Origin of the sequence: Pseudomonas fluorescens group sp. (assembly GCF_020093335.1) — a bacterium.
GTDB classification, from domain to species: Bacteria; Pseudomonadota; Gammaproteobacteria; order Pseudomonadales; family Pseudomonadaceae; genus Aquipseudomonas; species Aquipseudomonas petroselini.
The window spans coordinates 14,650-32,810 of record NZ_JAIOKW010000006.1; the positions used below are offsets into that span (position 1 = coordinate 14,650).

The window sequence follows — 18,161 nt, forward strand, 5'->3', positions numbered from 1 at the left end:
GTTACCGACTAACGCCAATGAGCCAACAAATGCCGCCTAAAGGACATGACAAGACCGTCCGCCGCAGCGTGCCCGGGCTTTCCAGCCTGCCACGACCGGTGTATGGGCGCACTGAATCCTTGCCTAATCGTGCGCTGACCCGCCGGCACAGCCACCCGTGGGTGCAATTGTCCTACGCGATTTCCGGGGTGCTGGAGATCCAGACCAGCGTCGGCCGCTTCGTCGCGCCGCCCCAGCGTGCAGTGTGGATTCCGGCGGGAGTGCCGCACCGGGTGTTCAGTTCGCCGCATACCGAAATGCGCAGCCTGTACCTGGATTGCAGCGTCACCACGTGGGCGACGCAGCGCTGCCATGTGTTGGAGGTGAGCAGTTTGCTGCGCGAGTTGATCCGCAGCTTCAGCGCAGTGCCGGTGGAATATGCCGAGGACGGCCCGGATGGACGCTTGGCCCAGGTGCTGCTGGATCAGTTGGCGGCGGCGGCGCAAATCGACTTGATGTTGCCGTTGCCCCTGGACCCGCGCTTGCGGCAGATCTATCGCAGCCTGAACCTGCACCCGGAGCAGCAGACCACGTTGGGGCAATGGAGCCAGAAGCTGGGGGTGAGTGAGAAGACACTCAGCCGGTTGTTCTTGAGTGATACCGGGCTGACCTTTCGTGCCTGGCGCCAGCGCCTGCGGTTGTTGAGCGCCCTGCCCGCCCTGGAGCAAGGCGAGCGGGTGACGGACGTGGCGCTGGGGTGTGGGTATGAATCGACGTCGGCGTTTATCAATGCGTTTCGGCAACAGTTCGAGGCCACACCCGGTGAGTTTTTCCGCTGACCATCCCCGTACAGGACGTTGGCCAAGCGCCTGCGCCCTTTGGCAGTCACTGTCAGCGCGCGAATCGAGCGTTCGCGTCAGCCACCCATTCGGATGACTCAACATCCATTGTTCGATGCTCCTCGAAGTGACAGCGATATCGGCAGAATACTCTACACGCCAACCCAGGAGAGATGCCGATGAATAACACACGTTTTTTTGGCCAGACCGTACTCAGGTGTACGTTCGTGCTGGCAATCATTGGTTGGGGCGTCGGGTTCTACGGCCCGCCGATTTATATGCAGGCCGTCATGGATCGCACCGGGTGGCCGATTACCCAAGTTTCAGCGGCGGTGACACTGCATTTTCTCAGCGGCACCCTGGTCATCGCCAATCTGCCGCGGCTGTACGGGCGTTGGGGTGTGCCCGCGGTTACTTGGCTGGGGAGCCTGATCCTGGGCATCGGGGTCAATATCTGGGCTCAAGCCGACGCGCTGTGGGTGTTGTATTTCGGCGCCATGTGCTCGGGTATCGGCTGGGTGACCTTGGGCGCTGCGGCCGTCAACACGCTGATCGCGCCCTGGTACATCAAAGGGAGGCCGAAGGCGCTGGGCAAGGCCTACAACGGTGCCAGCCTGGGTGGCGTGATCTTCTCACCGCTGTGGGTACTGTTGATCGAGCGGTTCGGCTTTGCCATCGCGGCCCTGGTAATCACCCTGGCAACCATTACGCTGACTGCCGGGTTTGCTTTGTGGGTGTTTGGCAAAACGCCGCAGAGCGTGGGACAGCAACCAGACAATCTCGCCGCGCCGCCAGCACCGCCGCTCCATGCCCCCGCCACCCCCTGGACAACCGCGCAGACATTCCGATCAGCACAATTCCGCACGCTGGCCGCCGGCATGTCCCTTGGTCTGTTTGCACAGATTGGATTGATTGCCCATCTGTATTCGATCCTGGTCGTATACCTGGGCGCCCGCCCTGCCTCATTCGCCATGGGCTTGGCCACCGCCAGCGCCATGGGCGGGCGATACATCGCCGCGCACTGGATGACCCAAGACATCAATCGTCGCCATTTGGCTTGTCTGGCTTATGGGGTTCAGTTGCTGGGCACCTTGATGCTGCTTGGCCTGCATTTGCACCCTGCGGCCGCCTGGATAGCCGTCGTACTGATCGGTTCCGGGATCGGCAATGCCACATCGCTCCCACCGCTAATCGCGCAGACCGAGTTCAGCCACGAGAATACCGCGAAGGTCATTGCGCTGATGGTTGCCCTCAGCCAGGCAATCTACGCTTTCGCACCTGCCTGCTTCGGCCTTGTACGCGCTGCCCTTGCCGACCCGGAAGAGGCGATCGTTGCCGTGGTGATGGTGGCCGTCACCGTTCAACTGCTGGCGATTCTTACCTTCTATCGCGGCGCGGCCAGGCGCCCATGCAGAACGACCGCTTACTGAGCCCTCACTTTAACCAGGCAACCTCAGCTGCCGTTGCCGCCATGCGCCTCTTCGAAGAAGTAATCCTTCCAACTCGCGGCTTTGTTTTTCAACACACCCAGTTCCTGCAATTTCTCGGCGTAGATGTAGGTACGCTGCGGCACGATGGTGAAGTCAATCTCCGGGTCCTGGACGATCTTCTCCACCAGGTCCAATGGCAGCTTCGACTGCTCTACGCGGATATACGCCTTGGCGGCGGCGGGCTTGTCGGCCTTGATGATCTTCTCGGCTTCGGCCAGCGCGTCATAGAACGCTTTGTAGGTCTTGGGGTTCTCGTCGTGGAATTTTTGCGTGGTGTACAGCACGTTGAACGTCGCCTGGCCACCGAGGATGTCGTAGGAACTCAACACCTTGTGCACATTCGGATTGAGCAACTCCTGGTACTGGAACGGCGGGCTGGAGAAGTGCGCGTTGATCTCCGAGCCACCGGCAATCAAGGCGGCGGTCGCGTCGGGGTGCGCCAGGCTGATGGAGATGTCGTCGAACTTCTTGTAATGGGCATCGCCGAACTGCTTGGCGGTCTCGATCTGCAAGGTGCGCGACTGGAAACCCACGCCGGCGGCGGGCACGGCGATACGGTCTTTTTCGCTGAAGTCCTTGAGGGTCTTGACGTTGGGATTGTTGGTCAACAGGTAGTTGGGCATCGAGCCCAGGGAGGCGATGGCCTTGACGTTCTGCTTGCCCTTGGTGCGGTCCCACAGCGTCAGCATCGGCGGCACACCAGCGGAGACTACGTCGAGCGCGCCGGCCAGCAGCGATTCGTTCATTGCGGTGGCGCCGGAAATGCTGTTCCACTCCACCTGGATGTCCAGGCCCTGCTCCTTGCCGTGCTTTTCGATCAGGTGCTGGTCGCGCACCACATCGAGGATCAGGTAGCCGATACCGAATTGCTGGGCGATGCTGATCTTGCCTTCGGCCTGTGCGCCGATACTGATCAAGGCTGTCGCAGCCGCCATCAGGGTCAGGGAGGAGCGCTTGAAAGTCATGGGAGTCTGCCGCGTTTTAAGAAGGTGATGGAGCCTAGCGACGTTTTTTAAGACTGGAAAAGAATATCGGGATCTATTGTTATGCAAATGGCCCACAAACAAGCGCCTGGCTGCTATTGTGCCGCGCTTTGAAAAACTGCCGAACCAGCGAGGAAATGGACGTTGAACACTGACGAAAAAATGACCGGGGACCTGTTCGAGGTTGATAAACGCCTGTCACTCAAGCCCGTGGTGGACTTCAACACCTACCTGCGCAGCGCATTCGGCGACGGCCCGTGCACCTGCATCCGCTGCACCACCGGTAACGGCGATGAAAGCGGCTATGCGTTCCAACACAGCTTCACCTTCGACGGCAAGCCCACCCAGCGCCGCTTCGCCACCACGGCGGGCAGTGATGTGTTGCAGGTGTTGAAGAAAGCCTGGTTGTCGTACACCAAGGCCGAGCTGCCGCTGAGCGGTGTGCTGGCGCTGGATACGGTGAAGGAATTTGTCGAGCCGCAATTACATAAACGCCTGACACCGCTGTTTTTGGCCAGTGGGTTGGTCAAGGACGTGGACGGTGAGTTGCAGATTCAGCCGCAGGCGGCGTAATACCGACTACCCCCTGTGGGCGCTGTTGCGGATGGCGAGGAAGGCGGCGCCGCAGATTCTGGCAGTGAAAACACCGTAAAACGTGGCGAGGGCGCTTGCTCCCGTTGGGTCGCGAAGCGGCCCCAGCGCTTTGTTTAAAAAGACTGGGACTGCTACGCAGGCCAACGGGAGCAAGCGCCCTCGCCACAGGTACAGCGTGCACCCTGTTGGGTTTACTTGCGTGCGGCCTCCCACTGTTTAAGCAAGTCGTTGTAGCTCACGGTTTCGCCTTTCGGCTTCTCATTCGCCAGTTTCGGTTTCGGTGCGCCCGGTTGGTCGAACCAGTATTGCGCATCACGCTCGGGGTTCATTTTCGGGCCGCAGACCGGTTGCACCTTGGAGCGCTCCAGGCGCGTCATGATCGCGTCCTGTTCCTTGGCCAGGTTATCCAACGCTTGTTGTGGGGTTTTCTCGCCGCTCGCTGCAGCGGCGATGTTGCTCCACCACAGTTGCGCCAGGCGTGGGTAGTCCGGCACGTTGGTGCCGGTCGGGGTCCATTCCACACGGGCCGGGCTGCGATAGAACTCCACCAAACCACCGAGTTTCGGCGCCAGGTCGGTCATGGCCTGGGAGTTGATGTCCGACTCACGAATCGGCGTCAGGCCGACGATGGTTTTCTTCAACGAGACGGTTTTCGAGGTCACGAACTGCGCGTAGAGCCAGGCCGCGAGTTTCTGTTTCTCTGGGGTGGATTTGAGGAAGGTCCAGGAACCCACGTCCTGATAGCCCTTCTTCATGCCCTTTTCCCAATAAGGCCCGACCGGCGACGGGGCCATGCGCCATTTCGGCGTGCCGTCGGCGTTTACCACCGGCAGGCCCGGCTTGGTCATGTCGGCGGTAAACGCGGTGTACCAGAAGATCTGCTGGGCGATGTTGCCTTGGGACGGCACCGGGCCGGATTCGGAGAAGGTCATGCCCGCCGCTTCCGGTGGCGCGTAGGCTTTCATCCAATCCACGTATTTCTGGGTGGCGAACACGGCGGCTGGGCCGTTGGTGTCGCCGCCACGGGTCACGCTGGAGCCCACCGGGTGACAGTCCTCCACACGAATGCCCCACTCGTCCACCGGCAAACCATTGGGCAGGCCCTTGTCGCCGCCACCGGCCATGGAGAACCACGCATCGGTGAAGCGCCAGCCCAGGGACGGGTCTTTCTTGCCGTAGTCCATGTGCCCATAGATACGCTTGCCGTCGATCTCCTTGACGTCTTCGCTGAAGAACTTGGCAATGTCTTCATAGGCCGACCAGTTCACCGGCACGCCGAGGTCATAGCCGTACTTTTCCTTGAACTTGGCTTTCAGCTCCGGGCGCTCGAACCAGTCTGCGCGGAACCAGTAGAGGTTGGCGAACTGCTGGTCGGGCAGTTGGTAGATCTTGCCGTCCGGCGCGGTGGTGAAGGAGATGCCGATGAAGTCCTTGATATCCAGGGTCGGCGAAGTGAAGGCCTTGCCTTCATTGGCCATCAGGTCGGTGATGGATTCGGTCTTGCCGTAGCGAAAGTGTGTACCGATCAGGTCCGAGTCGTTGACCCAGCCGTCATAGATATTCTTGTCGGACTGCATCTGGGTTTGCAGCTTCTCCACCACGTCGCCTTCCTGCAGCAGGTCGTGGGTCAGCTTGATCCCGGTGATTTCACTGAACGCCTTGGCCAGCACCTTGGATTCGTACTCGTGGGTGGTGAGGGTTTCCGACACCACGTTGATCTTCATCCCACGGAACGGTTCGGCGGCCTTGATAAACCACTTGAGTTCCTCGAGCTGCTGGTCAGCCGTGAGGGTGGACGGTTTGAACTCGCTGCCGATCCATTTTTTTGCGGCATCTTCATACGCATCGGCCCACGCCGAAGCGCTCAAACCGCTGAGGGCCAGTACGGCGGCCAATGAAATGCTATGTCGCAGCTTATTGTTTTTATTCAACATAGAGACCTCCTGGTTGTTTATTCATAAGGGCATTAGCCCCAACGCATCACACTCAACAGCCATACCAGGGAGAGCGCGGACGCCACCCAGATGCTCCAGTCGGTAACGCCAATGACCAGCAAATGCAGGTAGGCGCTGCCGAGAAGACCGATAAACAAACGATCACCACGGGTGGTGCTGATCGGTAACAAACCGCGCCGCGGGATGCTCGGCGAACGCAGCTCCCAGGTGGTCATGCCCGCCAGAATCAGGGCTATGCCGCCAAAGAACAGCGCGGTGGGGGTGGTCCAGGCCATCCATTCCATCATCGACTCCTCAGACCCGGCCCAGGGCAAAGCCCTTGGCCACGTGGTTGCGAACAAACCAGATCACCAGCATGCCGGGAAGGATAGTCAACACCCCCGCCGCCGCCAGCACGCCCCAATCGATACCCGACGCCGAGACCGTGCGCGTCATCACCGCCGCGATGGGCTTGGCGTTGACCGAGGTCAGGGTGCGCGCCAGCAGCAGTTCGACCCAAGAGAACATGAAGCAGAAAAACGCGGTCACACCGATGCCGGAGCCGATCAACGGGATAAAAATCTTCACGAAAAACTTAGGAAACGAGTAGCCGTCGATGTAGGCGGTTTCGTCGATTTCCTTGGGCACGCCGGACATGAACCCCTCCAGGATCCACACCGCCAACGGCACGTTGAACAGGCAGTGCGCCAGGGCCACGGCAATGTGCGTATCGAACAGGCCGATGGACGAATACAGCTGGAAGAACGGCAGCAGAAACACCGCCGGTGGCGCCATGCGGTTGGTCAGCAGCCAGAAGAACAGGTGCTTGTCGCCGAGGAAACGGTAGCGTGAAAACGCATAGGCCGCCGGCAGCGCCACGCTCAGGGAGATCACCGTGTTCAGGCTCACGTAGTACAGCGAGTTGAGGTAACCGGTGTACCAGCTCGGGTCGGTGAAGATCACCTTGTAGTTGGCCAGGGTGAAATCCTGCGGAAACAACGTCAGCCCACCGAGGATTTCGGTGTTGCTCTTGAAGGACATGTTCAGCAGCCAGTAGATCGGCACCAGCAGGAACAGGATGTAGATCAGCAACGGAATTAGCTTGCGCTTGCTCATGTTGGCGGCCTCAGCGGTTGGCGTCGGAGTGGGTCATGGCGGTGTAGAACAGCCAGGACACCAACAGGATGATCAGGAAGTACACCAGGGAAAACGCCGCGGCCGGGCCCAGGTCGAATTGGCCTACGGCCATCTGGGTCAGGGTCTGACTCAAGAACGTAGTGGCGTTACCCGGCCCGCCGCCAGTGAGGACGAAGGGTTCGGTGTAGATCATGAAGCTGTCCATGAACCGCAGCATCACCGCGATCAGCAGCACGCTTTTCATCTTCGGCAACTGGATATGTCGGAACACCGCCCACGCTGAGGCACGATCAATACGGGCGGCCTGGTAGTACACATCCGGAATCGCCCGTAGGCCGGAGTAGCACAGCAGCGCCACCAGGGACGTCCAGTGCCACACATCCATCACCAGCACGGTGACCCAGGCATCCATGGTGTTGGCTGCGTAGTTGTAGCTGATGCCCAGGGCATTGAGGCTGTACCCCAGCAAGCCGATATCGGCGCGGCCGAATATCTGCCAGATGGTGCCCACCACGTTCCACGGAATCAGCAGCGGAATCGCGAGGATGATCAGCACCAGCGACGACCAGCGACCCTTGGTCGGCATGGTCAGGGCGATGGCGATGCCCAGCGGGATTTCGATCAGCAACACGCAGGCCGAGTAGATGAACTGGCGCAGCAGCGAGTCATGCAGGCGTGGGTCAAGCAGCACCTGCTTGTACCAGTCGGCGCCGACGAAGTAGCGGCTGGATTGGTCGAAGATGTCCTGCACCGAGTAGTTGACCACGGTCATCATCGGGATCACCGCACTGAACGCCACCAGCAGGAACACCGGCAGCACCAGCCACCAGGCCTTGTTGTTCTGCAGCTTGTTCATGGCAGCACCTCCAGCAGGTAGTCGTCGGCGTACACCATCAGCCACTGCGCGGGAAAGCTGATGGAGGCCTTGCCTTCAGGCACGGGTTTGTCTTCGGCCAGGCGCACCTTGAGCAGCGCGCCGTCGAGGTTGAGGGTCATGATTTTGTAGGTGCCGAGGTCTTCGAGATGAGAGACGTCGGCCTGCAGGGCGTCAGGGTTGTACTCGTCCCACACATGGATGAATTCCGGGCGGATGCCGACCTGCAATCTCTTGTAATCGGTTTTGGCCAGGCGTTGCTGCAGGGCCTCGGACACTGGCAGGTGGGTGCCGGCAAACCGCACCCCACCCGCCTCGGCCTGCACGTCGATCAGATTCATCCCAGGGCTGCCGATGAAATACCCGACAAAGGTGTGGCTTGGCCGTTCGAACAGGTCACGGGGAGTGCCGAACTGCACGATCTGGCCGCCGTACATCACCGCGATCTTGTCGGCGAAGGTCGAGGCTTCCAACTGATCGTGGGTCACGTAGACCATGGTGATGTTGAACTGCTCGTGGATCTGCTTGAGTTTGCGCCGCAGCTTCCACTTGAGGTGCGGGTCGATCACCGTCAGCGGTTCATCGAACAGGATCGCCGACACGTCGTCGCGCACCAGGCCGCGGCCCATGGAGACTTTCTGCTTTTCGTCGGCGGTGAGGTTGCGGGCTTTTTTGCTCAGCAGGTTTTGCAGGTCGAGGACCTCGGCGATTTCCTGCACCTTGCTGTGAATTTTCGCCTCGGCCATGCCCTGATTACGCAGCGGGAACGCCAGGTTGTCGAACACCGTCATGGTGTCGTACACCACCGGGAACTGGAACACCTGGGCGATGTTGCGCTTTTCCGGGGTCAGGTCGTTGACCACTTTGCTGTCAAACAACACCTGGCCTTCGGACGGGCTGAGCAGGCCGGAGATGATGTTGAGCAACGTCGATTTGCCGCAGCCCGACGGCCCGAGCAAGGCGTAGGCTCCGCCCTGCTCCCACACGTGGTTCATTTCCCGAATGGCGTAGTCCTCGGGGCCGCTCGGCGTAGGGCTGTAGCTATGCGCCAGGTTCTGCAAATGGATCTCGGCCATCAGGCAACCCTCGCGACACGGCGCCCGGGGGCCTGGACCAAACGGCCCTGGCCATCGAACACAAACAGTTTATGGGTGGGGATATACACGCGGATCGGCGCGTCGACGTCATACTCGTGCACGCCCGGCAGGTGCAGCACCAGCAGGAAGTGTTCGCTGCGCACATGCAGGAAGGTTTCCGAACCGCTGATCTCGGCGACTTCCACCGTCACCGCCAACTCCAGGTCGTCGTCGTTGCTGGGCACCAGGCTGATGTGGCTGGGGCGTACGCCGAAACGGAATTCGCCTTCGCCGATGGGGCGCAGGTCGACGTTCAGCGGGAAATGCACGAAATTGGCGAAGCTCACTTCGTTACCGCTGATGCGCCCCGGCATCAGGTTGATCGGCGGCTCGGAAAACAGCTCGGCGGCCAGCACCGTCTGCGGCTGGTGATAGACCTCGGCCGCCTTGCCGCTCTGAATCACCCGGCCTTCGTGCAGGATGGTGGTGGTGCCACCGAGCGCCAGGGCTTCGTTGGGTTCGGTGGTGGCGTAGATGGCGATGGTGTGGCGCGCGGCGAACAGCTCGCGCATTTCCTGACGCAGCTCTTCGCGCAGTTTGTAGTCCAGGTTCACCAGCGGCTCATCGAACAGGATCAGTTCGGCGTCCTTGACCAGCGCACGCGCCATGGCCGTGCGTTGCTGCTGGCCGCCGGAGAGTTCCAACGGGTGGCGCTGGAGGAATTTCTCGATGCGCAGCATCTTCGCGGTTTCCAGCACCTTGCTCTGGATCAGCTCGTTGGACACCCCGGCCTGGCGCAACGGCGAGGCGATGTTCTCGAATACGGTCATGGTCGGGTAGTTGATGAACTGCTGATAGACCATCGACACATTGCGCAGGCGCACCGGCTTTTGCGTGACATCCACGCCGTTCATCAGGATGCGGCCGCTGTCGGGCTTGTCCAGCCCGGCCATCAGACGCATCAGGCTGGTCTTGCCGGACAGCGTGCGGCCGAGCAAGACGTTGAAAGAACCGGCTTCGAAACGCAGGTTGGCGTCGTCGATCCAGGTCTGGCCTTCGACAACGCGGGAGACATGTTCCAGGGTCAATGACATGACACGACCTTTTTATTATTGGAATGAATCTGGCCAGGTGTCAGAGCGAGTTTCGTGCCAAAACGGCAAGTGCTTGATGCGCAAGGAAATGGCGTAAATGGGATGTTCAGGAGTGAACAATTTGGCTGAACAACTGAACAGTCAGGGCCTTGACAATGAACAGTTCTGAACAACACTCTGACGACCGCCCCTCCCACATTGAATGATTTCCAGCAGTCAATTGCGCAAGCCCCCATAACAATAAAAACGAAGGTCACCCCATGGCCGAACCACTGGCTCACGACACCCTTATCCAGGAATCCTGGCGCCGTTGTCGCGCCTTTGGCCTGGACCACCAGAGCACGCCCAGCTTCGACCAGCTCCCCGCCGAGGGCATCAGCCAATTGCTGGAGAGCCAGCACTCGCTGGTGCAGACCACGCACCAGGAAGTGCTGCCCTACTACGAAAATATCCTCAGCAATTCAAACTGCCTGATCATGCTGGCCGACAATCAGGGCCAGGTGCTGACCAGTTGGGGCACCCAGCGGTTTATCGAACCCAAGCTGGCGCGGGGCTTCAACCCCGGCGCCAGCTGGAGAGAACGCTCCAGCGGCACCAATGCCATCGGCACCGCACTGGCGTGTGCCCAGGCGGTGCATATCGAACACGATGAACACTTTCTGAAGGCCAACCGCTTCATGACCGGCTCGGCGGCGCCGATCTTTGATGCCCAGCGCGAGATCATCGCGGTGCTGGACGTGTCCAGCGACAGCTACCTGCCGCCCTCCCACACCCTGGGCATGGTCAAGATGATGAGCCAGACCGTGGAGAACCGGCTGATCCTCAACCTGTTTCGCGGCGAACACTTCCAACTGACCTTCAACACCGGCCTGAGCAACCTCGACAGCCAGTGGGCCGGCCTGCTGATCTTTGATGAAAGCGGCCAAGTGCTGTCGGCCAACCGGCGTGCCGACAACCTGCTGGGCATCAGCCTGTCGCGGGTGATGATCGACAGTTTGTTCAAGGTGTCGCTGCTGGAGTTGTTGAACCAGCCGGAAGGGCTGCCCTTTTCCCTGCAAGCGGCGGGACGTAATCGGTTCCAGTGCCTGTTGCGGCGACCCAAGCAGGTGCCAGTGCAGGCGCGCGTGTTCACGGAGCCGACACCGCCTAAGCCCGCCTCCATTGGCCTGAAGACCTTGCACTTCGGCGATGTGCGCGTGGAAAAAGCCGTGCGCCAGGCTGAACGCCTGCTGGAGAAGGACATCCCGCTGCTGATCCACGGTGAAACCGGCGTGGGCAAGGAAGTGTTCGTCAAGGCCCTGCACCAGGCCAGCTCGCGCAGCCAGAAGGCGTTTATCGCGGTGAACTGTGCGGCGATTCCGGCCGAGCTGGTGGAGTCGGAACTGTTCGGCTACGAAAAAGGCGCGTTCACCGGCGCCAATCAAAAAGGCAGCATCGGCCTGATCCGCAAGGCCGATAAAGGCACGCTGTTTCTCGACGAGATCGGCGATATGCCGCTGCCTACCCAGGCCCGCTTGCTGCGGGTATTGCAGGAACGTTGCGTGCAGCCGGTGGGCAGCAGCGAGTTGTTCCCGGTGGATTTGCGCATCATCTCGGCCACCAACCGCGCGCTGCGCGAGCTGGTGCAGGCCGGGCGTTTTCGTGAGGATTTGTACTACCGCATCGGCGGCCTGACCCTGGAGCTGCCGCCGTTGCGCGAGCGCACCGACAAACGGGCGCTGTTCCAGCAACTGTGGCAGCAACACCGTGAGCCGACCCAGTGGGCGGGCCTGAGCGCCGAGGTGCTGGCGCTGTTCGAACAGCATCCGTGGCCGGGGAATTTACGCCAAGTGAGCAGCGTGTTGCAGGTCGCGCTGGCGATGGCTGAAGAACAGCCGATCCGCCCGGAGCATCTGCCGGATGATTTTTTTGTGGATTTGAACGTGGAATCGCCGCTGCCTGCCAGTGAATACCTGGATGCCAGCATCGACCTGAACCAGCGTTTGAAGGCCGTCGGCGGGAATATTTCCCACCTGGCGCGGGAGCTGGGGGTAAGCCGCAATACCCTGTACAAGCGCCTGCGCCAGCACTAACGCGGCTTGACCACCACCAGCAGGTCGGTGAAGTACTCCACCTGGATCGGCAGGTTATCCGCCAGGGACGACAGCGCCGCTGCTGTGTCGTCGAGCTTGAACACGCCGGAAACCCGCAGGTTTTGCAGGGCCTGGGGGTCAAAGCGCAGCATGCCGTGACGGTAACTGGCGAGGGTTTGCAGCACGTCGCTCAGGGGTTGGTCGTTGACCTTGAGCAGGCCACGGGTCCAGGCGTCGGGATCGGCATCGTTGATGGCTTGCGGTGGCTGGGCGCGGCCGTGGTCGAGGACCGAGCGCTGGCCAGCCATGACCTTGACCCCATCGGTGGCGTCGCCTTTGACCGCTACCGTGGACTCGATCACCGTGACCATCGTGGTGCCATCTGCCGCACGTTTGACCAGATAACGCGTGCCCAGCGCAGTGGCCGTGCCTTGGTCGGTGCGGACCACAAAGGGCCGTTGCGCATCCTTCGCCACGTCTACCCAGAGCTCGCCTTGCAGCAGTTCGATCACGCGTTGATGGCCGTCGAATTTCACGTCCACCGCCGAATTGCTGTTGAGCTGCAACTGGCTGCCGTCCTCAAGGGCGATCTGTCGGCGCTCGCCGACACCGGTGCGCTGGTCGGCCATCCAGATAGGCAGGTGTTGCAGGCCCAGCCAACCACATAGCACGATGCCCAGCAAGCCCACCGCCCGTGCGCCACGCGGGCGGTGCGGGGTGAATGCACGGCTTAGGGCAATGCGCGCGGGCTTGGCCGGCAATGTATCTAAGCTGCCCCACAACGCACTCATACGTTCGATGGCCACGGTGTGACGTGGGTCGGCCTGGCACCAGGCGTTGAACGCCTGGCGGTCAGCGTCGGTGACGTCTTCGTCGTGCAGGCGGGTGAGCCACTGCGCCGCTTGCTGGATGATCTGTTCGGTGCTCATACCAGCGGGTCTGCCGGGTGCAGGCTGTGGTAGCAATGCACCAGGGCGCTGGAGATATAGTTTTTGACGGTGCTGGAGGACACGTCCAGGCGCGTGGCGATTTCGCTGTAGGTCAGGCCATCAAGGCGACTCAGCAGGAACGCTTCGCGGGCGTTGGCAGGCAGGCCGGCGAGCATCTCGGCGATGCGTTCCAGGGCTTGCAACGCCACATGAATCGCGGCTGGGTCGGGCATGCCGGCGTCTGCGCACTGGATCACCAGGGCTTCCAGGTAGGCTTTTTCGATGCGGCGGCGACGAGCGCCGTCGATCAACAACCGCCCTGCCGTGGTGGCGAGGAAGGCGCGAGGTTCCTTGATGTTTTGCGGTTCGGCCAGCATCAGTACGCGGATGAACGCGTCGTGGGCCAGGTCGGCGGCATGCTGGGAGCACCCGAGTTTCTTGCGCAGCCAGCCGTGCAACCAGCCGTGGTGCTCGCTGTACATCGCCGTAAGGGTCTGCTGCCGGACGGAGTCGCCCAGCGCGGCCGGAATGTCATGCATGCGCAAAAATTTCTCAAATGGGAAGTGTTACCAATTGCGCGAACAATGCCAGTAAAACAGAGAGGGGGCAAGGGGCTTACCGCTGATGGAGGTGGGTCAGTCGGTATATCTGCCAGCAGTGCCGCCGCTTTCGAAGCCTCGCTGAAGCTCGACATCTCCCACAGGGGATGGGGGTGTTTGGTAGAGCTGTAGCCGAACACTTTCTGCCTGCTGACTCAGGTCTACTGTGGGAGGGGGCTTGCTCCCGATGGCGGTGGGTCTGCCAGCCCATCTACCAGCAGTGCCACCGCCTTCGAAGCCTCGCTGAAGCTCGACATCTCCCACAGGGGATGGGGGTGTTTGGTAGAGCTGTAGCCGAACACTTTCTGCCTGCTGACTCAGGTCTACTGTGGGAGGGGGCTTGCTCCCGATGGCGGTGGGTCTGCCAGCCCATCTACCAGCAGTGCCACCGCCTTCGAAGCCTCGCTGAAGCTCGACATCTCCCACAGGGGATGGGGGTGTTTGGTAGAGCTGTAGCCGAACACTTTCTGCCTGCTGACTCAGGTCTACTGTGGGAGGGGGCTTGCTCCCGATGGCGGTGGGTCTGCCAGCCCATCTACCAGCAGTGCCGCCGCTTTCGAAGCCTCGCTAGAGCTCGACATCTCCCACAGGGGGATGGGGGTGTTTGGTAGAGCTGTAGCCGAACACTTTCTGCCTGCTGACTCAGATCTACTGTGGGAGGGGGCTTGCCCCCGATGGCGGTGGGTCTGCCAGCCCATCTACCAGCAGTGCCAACGCTTTCGAAGCCTCGCTGAAGCTCGACATCTCCCACAGGGAATGGGGGTGTTTGGTAGAGCTGTAGCCGAACACTTTCTGCCTGCTGACTCAGGTCTACTGTGGGAGGGGGCTTGCCCCCGATGGCGGTGGGTCTGCCAGCCCATCTACCAGCAGTGCCAACGCTTTCGAAGCCTCGCTGAAGCTCGACATCTCCCACAGGGAATGGAGGTGTTTGGTAGAGCTGTAGCCGAACACTTTCTGCCTGCTGACTCAGGTCTACTGTGGGAGGGGGCTTGCCCCCGATGGCGGTGGGTCTGCCAGCCCATTTACCAGCAGTGCCACCGCCTTCGAAGCCTCGCTGAAGCTCGACATCTCCCACAGGGAATGGGGGTGTTAGGTAGAGCTGTAGCCGAACACTTTCTGCCTGCTGACTCAGGTCTACTGTGGGAGGGGGCTTGCTCCCGATGGCGGTGGGTCTGCCAGCCCATCTACCAGCAGTGCCAACGCTTTCGAAGCCTCGCTGAAGCTCGACATCTCCCACAGGGAATGGGGGTGTTTGGTAGAGCTGTAGCCGAACACTTTCTGCCTGCTGACTCAGGTCTACTGTGGGAGGGGGCTTGCTCCCGATGGCGGTGGATCTGCCAGCCCATCTGCCAGCAGTGCCACCGCCTTCGAAGCCTCGCTGAAGCTCGACATCTCCCACAGGGGATATCGGGGGACTGTCAGCGCCAGCTCCAGGACACGCCGGTGTAGATGCCACGGCCATCCGCCGGTGTGGAGCGTGCAACATCCAGCCCCTTGTCGTCATAACCCGGTGTGACGGTATTGGCGTAGCGCCGGTTGGTCAGGTTGCGCAGGTCGACCCAGGCTTGCCAGTCCTGCTTGGGCGCGTCGTAGCCGAAGGTGGCGCCGAGGAGTGTGTAGGACGCAGCGTAGTAGGAGTTGGCGTAGTCCACCGCCACCTTTGAGGAATGCTCGGTGTTAAGGCTGGTGTAGAAGCCCGTCGGGTGGCTGTAGCGCAGTTGCGCCTGGTAGTAGTGCTTGGGGATGCCCGGCAAGGTGTTGTCGCCAAAGCGGTCATCGTCACGGTAGTGGAAGTCGCTGAAGGTGTAAGCCTGGCGCAGGGCGAGCTGGCCGCTGCGGCCGCCCTCCCACACCGGGCTGAGCAGGCTGAGTTCCACGCCCTGGTGCACGGTGGGGCTGGCGTTGGATTCGGCAACGATGGCATTGCTGGTGGAGGTCTGGGCCTGGGTTTCCACGGTGAGCAATTCGTGGCGCACTTGCGAACGGTACAGCGCCAGGTCCCACTGGCCGAGCCACGCTTCACCGCGCCCGCCGATTTCCAGGGTGGTGGCGGTCTGGTTTTTCAGGCTCACGCCTTCGCGCTGCAAGCCGGTGGCCGCTCCACTGCCGGCGGGGAAGTATTTGTTGGAACCCCAGATCATCGACCAGGCGTGCGGCGGTTCGACCGAACGGCTCAGGTTGCCGTACACCTGCAGTTGCGGGGTGACGTCGTAACGCAGGCCGACACGCGGCGCGTAGTCCCAATCATGCTGGCTCAGCGGTGCCTGGCCTTCGGGATAGGTGACCTGGGTTTCGCGACGGGTGTAGATCGCGGCCAGGCCGGTGGTCAGCCACAGGTCGGGGATCAGTTCCAGGTCGTTGCCGATATGCAACACGGTATCGGAGCCCAGGTAACTGTAGTCGCGAGTCTTGGTGCCGGGTGCGTAGGTTGCCGTGTTGCCTGCCGGCGTACGCACATATTCCGAGGCGCCGTTGTTGGGCATCGCCTGGGTGGTGCGCAGACCCACCGTGGTGTTGCTGTCGTGACCGAACAGCGTGTCCTGGCGGATGTAGTTGAGGGTGCTGCTGATATCGGTGTAGGCGACTTTCAGGCGGTTGGTGCCTTCGCGCAGGTCCATCGGGTAGTCGTGGTAGGCGAGCCCGACTTCGACACGGGCATTGTCATCCAGCTGCAACGTGGTCTTGTTGGCGATCCAGGTAGAGCCCGGTTGCAGGCGCTTGGAATCGCGCGCGGCGTTGAGGCTGTTGGCCGCGCGCGGGTCGTGGCTGATCTGGTGGCGCGTGAGTTTGCCGGGGGTGTCGTTGGTGGTTTCGCGGTAGCGGAAATAAAAGCGGGTTTCCAGGTCCGGGTTGAAACGGTAGCCGAAGTTGGCCGCTACACCTTTGCCGGTGCCGGCGCTCTGGTGCTGGTAGCCGTCGGACTCGGAGTCAGTGAGGCTGATGTAGTAATCGGCATCCCCCAGCACCTGGCCCGAACTGATCTCGCGCTGCATATAACCTTTGCTGCCCGCTTCATAGCGTAATTGCAGCTTGGGCGCGTCGTAACCCGTGCGCGTCACATAGTTGACCGCGCCACCAAGAGCCAGGGCGCCCTGGTCGAAACCGTTGGCGCCGCGCAGCACTTCGACCCGGCTTTGCCACAGCGGGTCTTTCAGCTCATAGGGCGTGCCGCCGGGGCCGGTCAGCGGCAGGCCATCGAACATTTCGTACAAGCCGGAGGCATGGGAACCCGGGCTGCGGTTCAGGCCCGAGCCGCGAATCGAGAGTTTCACCCCTTCGTTATTCGCCGCCTTGGCGTACACCCCGGCCTGGTACTTGAACACGTCTTCGTTGGTGCTCACCCGTCCCTGCTGCACGCTGTCCATGTCAATGTAGTTGGTCGCACCGGGCACGCTCTTGAGCTGCGCCTGGGCCCCTTCGCCGGCGCTGGCTTCGCTGCTGGTGACTTCGACCGGGGCCAATTGCAGGCCTTCGGCGTGCACCATTGAGCTCAACGTCAGGGCGGCAAACAGGAACGGCGGGTGGCGCAACAGCATGAGGCGGGTCCTTGGAATTCGGGGGGGCACGTGGTGGGAAGACAGGGACGCCCGCCAGGTCACTCCTTATTAACGGACCAGACCTTTCCCACAACAGCGTCAGATGTGGATTATTTGCTAAGTCCGAAATCGAATTACCACATGCAAACTCAGTATTTAACGAAATAACCGCCAAGCATTACTGTGGAACCACTGAGTCACCCACGTACCACGAGACCACCCCCATGCAGACATCCGCCACCCTCATCGACTTCACGCTCCACCGTAAACGCCGCCAGGCGCGTGCAGCGGCCGAGTTGATGTGGGCGATGTACGCCGCGCGTGCCGGGCTGGCGGTGTTTACCGCTCAAGCCGCTCCGTCCAGCGATACTCGCCGGGCGTAAGGCCGATGAATTTCCTGCACGTGCTCCCCGAACCGCCTGAACCGCTGCCCAAGCCCAGCCCTGATGATGATGTGATCAGCCTGTGCGTGGCCCACAACCTGCAACGCTTGCGCAGCAAACGGCACTTGTCCCTGGATGGATTGGCGCGGGTCTGCGGCGTGAGCCGGGCGATGCTCGCGCAGATCGAATCCGGGCGCAGCGTGCCGTCGATCAAGGTACTGTGCAAGATTGCCAAGGGCTTGAAGGTGTCAGTGGCGGCGTTCCTGGAAGACCGTGCCTTTGAGGGGGTGGAAGTGTTGCCGGCGCGACAAAGTAAGCGCCTGGTCAGTGCCGATGGCGGGTTTATCAGCCGTGCCTTGTTCCCCTACGATACCGCGCGTCAATCCGAGTTCTACGAGATCCGCCTGCGAGCGCTGGGCGAGGAGATTTCCGAAGGCCACGGCCCCGGCATCCAGGAAAACCTGGTGGTGGCTCAAGGCGTGTTGGAAGTCAGCGTCAACGACGAGCGTTACCTGCTTTCCACCGGCGACTCGATCCTGTTCTACGCCGACCAGCCCCACCGCTACCGCAACCCGGCAGACAGCGAGGCCGTGGCGTTTCTGGTGATCACCTACCCGGAACGCCTGGATTGACATGCAAAAC

Annotated in this window: 16 protein-coding genes; 6 read left to right on the top strand and 10 right to left on the bottom strand. The window is 61.3% G+C overall.

All coding sequences use genetic code 11. From position 1 onward, the window contains the following. Positions 1-29: 29 nt before the first annotated feature. Both K7431_RS08775 and K7431_RS08780 read left to right on the top strand, forming a co-directional pair. Entirely contained in the window at positions 30-818 is a 789-nt protein-coding gene (locus tag K7431_RS08775) for an AraC family transcriptional regulator (RefSeq protein ID WP_043205518.1), read from the top strand. 179 nt (positions 819-997) lie between these two features. Beyond that, positions 998-2,248 (top strand): MFS transporter, encoded by a 1,251-nt coding sequence (locus K7431_RS08780; protein ID WP_043205519.1) that lies wholly within the window; start codon positions 998-1,000, stop codon positions 2,246-2,248. A gap of 23 nt (positions 2,249-2,271) precedes the next feature. Here K7431_RS08780 and K7431_RS08785 read toward each other — a convergent pair whose 3' ends face one another. Continuing rightward, the gene (locus K7431_RS08785) at positions 2,272-3,273 is read right to left on the bottom strand and encodes an ABC transporter substrate-binding protein (protein ID WP_012724880.1); all 1,002 of its coding nucleotides are present in this window, start codon (positions 3,271-3,273) and stop codon (positions 2,272-2,274) included. A gap of 162 nt (positions 3,274-3,435) precedes the next feature. Between K7431_RS08785 and K7431_RS08790 the strand changes: the two genes are divergently transcribed. Then, complete coding sequence (locus tag K7431_RS08790; protein WP_012724881.1) at positions 3,436-3,864, top strand: hypothetical protein; 429 nt, start codon at positions 3,436-3,438, stop codon at positions 3,862-3,864. Positions 3,865-4,076: 212 nt separating this feature from the next. On the opposite strand, the gene K7431_RS08795 is transcribed toward K7431_RS08790, so the two are convergent. The 6 genes from K7431_RS08795 to K7431_RS08820 are packed head-to-tail and all read right to left on the bottom strand — an operon-like array spanning position 4,077 to position 10,000. Continuing rightward, on the bottom strand, positions 4,077-5,819 hold the full coding sequence (locus K7431_RS08795) for an ABC transporter substrate-binding protein (protein WP_012724882.1): 1,743 nt from the start codon (positions 5,817-5,819) through the stop codon (positions 4,077-4,079). A 32-nt stretch (positions 5,820-5,851) separates the two neighbouring features. Then, positions 5,852-6,124 carry a DUF2160 domain-containing protein gene (locus K7431_RS08800; RefSeq protein ID WP_014718862.1) on the bottom strand — a complete coding sequence of 91 codons (273 nt, stop codon included), beginning with the start codon at positions 6,122-6,124 and terminating at the stop codon, positions 5,852-5,854. 10 nt (positions 6,125-6,134) lie between these two features. Continuing rightward, positions 6,135-6,935: a carbohydrate ABC transporter permease gene (locus K7431_RS08805; RefSeq protein ID WP_003232361.1), complete on the bottom strand. Its 801-nt coding sequence runs from the start codon at positions 6,933-6,935 to the stop codon at positions 6,135-6,137. Between the two features lie 10 nt (positions 6,936-6,945). Further along, positions 6,946-7,812 (bottom strand): carbohydrate ABC transporter permease, encoded by an 867-nt coding sequence (locus K7431_RS08810; protein ID WP_012724884.1) that lies wholly within the window; start codon positions 7,810-7,812, stop codon positions 6,946-6,948. Beyond that, positions 7,809-8,906, bottom strand: coding sequence for an ABC transporter ATP-binding protein (locus K7431_RS08815; RefSeq protein WP_012724885.1), 1,098 nt, complete (start codon positions 8,904-8,906; stop codon positions 7,809-7,811). Before K7431_RS08815 ends, K7431_RS08810 begins: the two co-directional genes overlap by 4 nt. Beyond that, the gene (locus tag K7431_RS08820) at positions 8,906-10,000 is read right to left on the bottom strand and encodes an ABC transporter ATP-binding protein (RefSeq protein WP_012724886.1); all 1,095 of its coding nucleotides are present in this window, start codon (positions 9,998-10,000) and stop codon (positions 8,906-8,908) included. Before K7431_RS08820 ends, K7431_RS08815 begins: the two co-directional genes overlap by 1 nt. Positions 10,001-10,260: 260 nt before the next feature. Between K7431_RS08820 and K7431_RS08825 the strand changes: the two genes are divergently transcribed. Next, positions 10,261-12,072 carry a sigma-54-dependent Fis family transcriptional regulator gene (locus K7431_RS08825; protein ID WP_012724887.1) on the top strand — a complete coding sequence of 604 codons (1,812 nt, stop codon included), beginning with the start codon at positions 10,261-10,263 and terminating at the stop codon, positions 12,070-12,072. Here K7431_RS08825 and K7431_RS08830 read toward each other — a convergent pair. From K7431_RS08830 to K7431_RS08840, 3 genes are all read right to left on the bottom strand, one after another. After that, the gene (locus K7431_RS08830; RefSeq protein ID WP_012724888.1) at positions 12,069-13,001 is read right to left on the bottom strand and encodes a FecR family protein; all 933 of its coding nucleotides are present in this window, start codon (positions 12,999-13,001) and stop codon (positions 12,069-12,071) included. The genes K7431_RS08825 and K7431_RS08830 overlap by 4 nt on opposite strands. Next, entirely contained in the window at positions 12,998-13,540 is a 543-nt protein-coding gene (locus K7431_RS08835) for a sigma-70 family RNA polymerase sigma factor (protein WP_012724889.1), read from the bottom strand. Before K7431_RS08835 ends, K7431_RS08830 begins: the two co-directional genes overlap by 4 nt. A 1,478-nt stretch (positions 13,541-15,018) precedes the next feature. After that, positions 15,019-17,136 (bottom strand): TonB-dependent receptor family protein, encoded by a 2,118-nt coding sequence (locus K7431_RS08840; protein WP_043205528.1) that lies wholly within the window; start codon positions 17,134-17,136, stop codon positions 15,019-15,021. A 224-nt stretch (positions 17,137-17,360) separates the two neighbouring features. Between K7431_RS08840 and K7431_RS08845 the strand changes: the two genes are divergently transcribed. Both K7431_RS08845 and K7431_RS08850 read left to right on the top strand, forming a co-directional pair. Next, the gene (locus tag K7431_RS08845) at positions 17,361-17,519 is read left to right on the top strand and encodes a hypothetical protein (protein WP_012724891.1); all 159 of its coding nucleotides are present in this window, start codon (positions 17,361-17,363) and stop codon (positions 17,517-17,519) included. A gap of 5 nt (positions 17,520-17,524) precedes the next feature. Next, positions 17,525-18,151, top strand: coding sequence for a helix-turn-helix domain-containing protein (locus K7431_RS08850; RefSeq protein WP_012724892.1), 627 nt, complete (start codon positions 17,525-17,527; stop codon positions 18,149-18,151). Positions 18,152-18,161: the final 10 nt, after the last annotated feature.

What these genes read in the sequence shown, in the direction of transcription:
- K7431_RS08840 (WP_043205528.1), bottom strand. Translation starts at nt 17,136, where the DNA reads ATGCTGTTGCGCCACCCGCCGTTCCTGTTTGCCGCCCTGACGTTGAGC.
- K7431_RS08780 (WP_043205519.1), top strand. Translation starts at nt 998, where the DNA reads ATGAATAACACACGTTTTTTTGGCCAGACCGTACTCAGGTGTACGTTC.
- K7431_RS08800 (WP_014718862.1), bottom strand. Translation starts at nt 6,124, where the DNA reads ATGGAATGGATGGCCTGGACCACCCCCACCGCGCTGTTCTTTGGCGGC.
- K7431_RS08820 (WP_012724886.1), bottom strand. Translation starts at nt 10,000, where the DNA reads ATGTCATTGACCCTGGAACATGTCTCCCGCGTTGTCGAAGGCCAGACC.
- K7431_RS08825 (WP_012724887.1), top strand. Translation starts at nt 10,261, where the DNA reads ATGGCCGAACCACTGGCTCACGACACCCTTATCCAGGAATCCTGGCGC.
- K7431_RS08835 (WP_012724889.1), bottom strand. Translation starts at nt 13,540, where the DNA reads ATGCATGACATTCCGGCCGCGCTGGGCGACTCCGTCCGGCAGCAGACC.
- K7431_RS08815 (WP_012724885.1), bottom strand. Translation starts at nt 8,906, where the DNA reads ATGGCCGAGATCCATTTGCAGAACCTGGCGCATAGCTACAGCCCTACG.
- K7431_RS08830 (WP_012724888.1), bottom strand. Translation starts at nt 13,001, where the DNA reads ATGAGCACCGAACAGATCATCCAGCAAGCGGCGCAGTGGCTCACCCGC.
- K7431_RS08775 (WP_043205518.1), top strand. Translation starts at nt 30, where the DNA reads ATGCCGCCTAAAGGACATGACAAGACCGTCCGCCGCAGCGTGCCCGGG.
- K7431_RS08805 (WP_003232361.1), bottom strand. Translation starts at nt 6,935, where the DNA reads ATGAGCAAGCGCAAGCTAATTCCGTTGCTGATCTACATCCTGTTCCTG.
- K7431_RS08850 (WP_012724892.1), top strand. Translation starts at nt 17,525, where the DNA reads ATGAATTTCCTGCACGTGCTCCCCGAACCGCCTGAACCGCTGCCCAAG.
- K7431_RS08785 (WP_012724880.1), bottom strand. Translation starts at nt 3,273, where the DNA reads ATGACTTTCAAGCGCTCCTCCCTGACCCTGATGGCGGCTGCGACAGCC.
- K7431_RS08845 (WP_012724891.1), top strand. Translation starts at nt 17,361, where the DNA reads ATGCAGACATCCGCCACCCTCATCGACTTCACGCTCCACCGTAAACGC.
- K7431_RS08810 (WP_012724884.1), bottom strand. Translation starts at nt 7,812, where the DNA reads ATGAACAAGCTGCAGAACAACAAGGCCTGGTGGCTGGTGCTGCCGGTG.
- K7431_RS08795 (WP_012724882.1), bottom strand. Translation starts at nt 5,819, where the DNA reads ATGTTGAATAAAAACAATAAGCTGCGACATAGCATTTCATTGGCCGCC.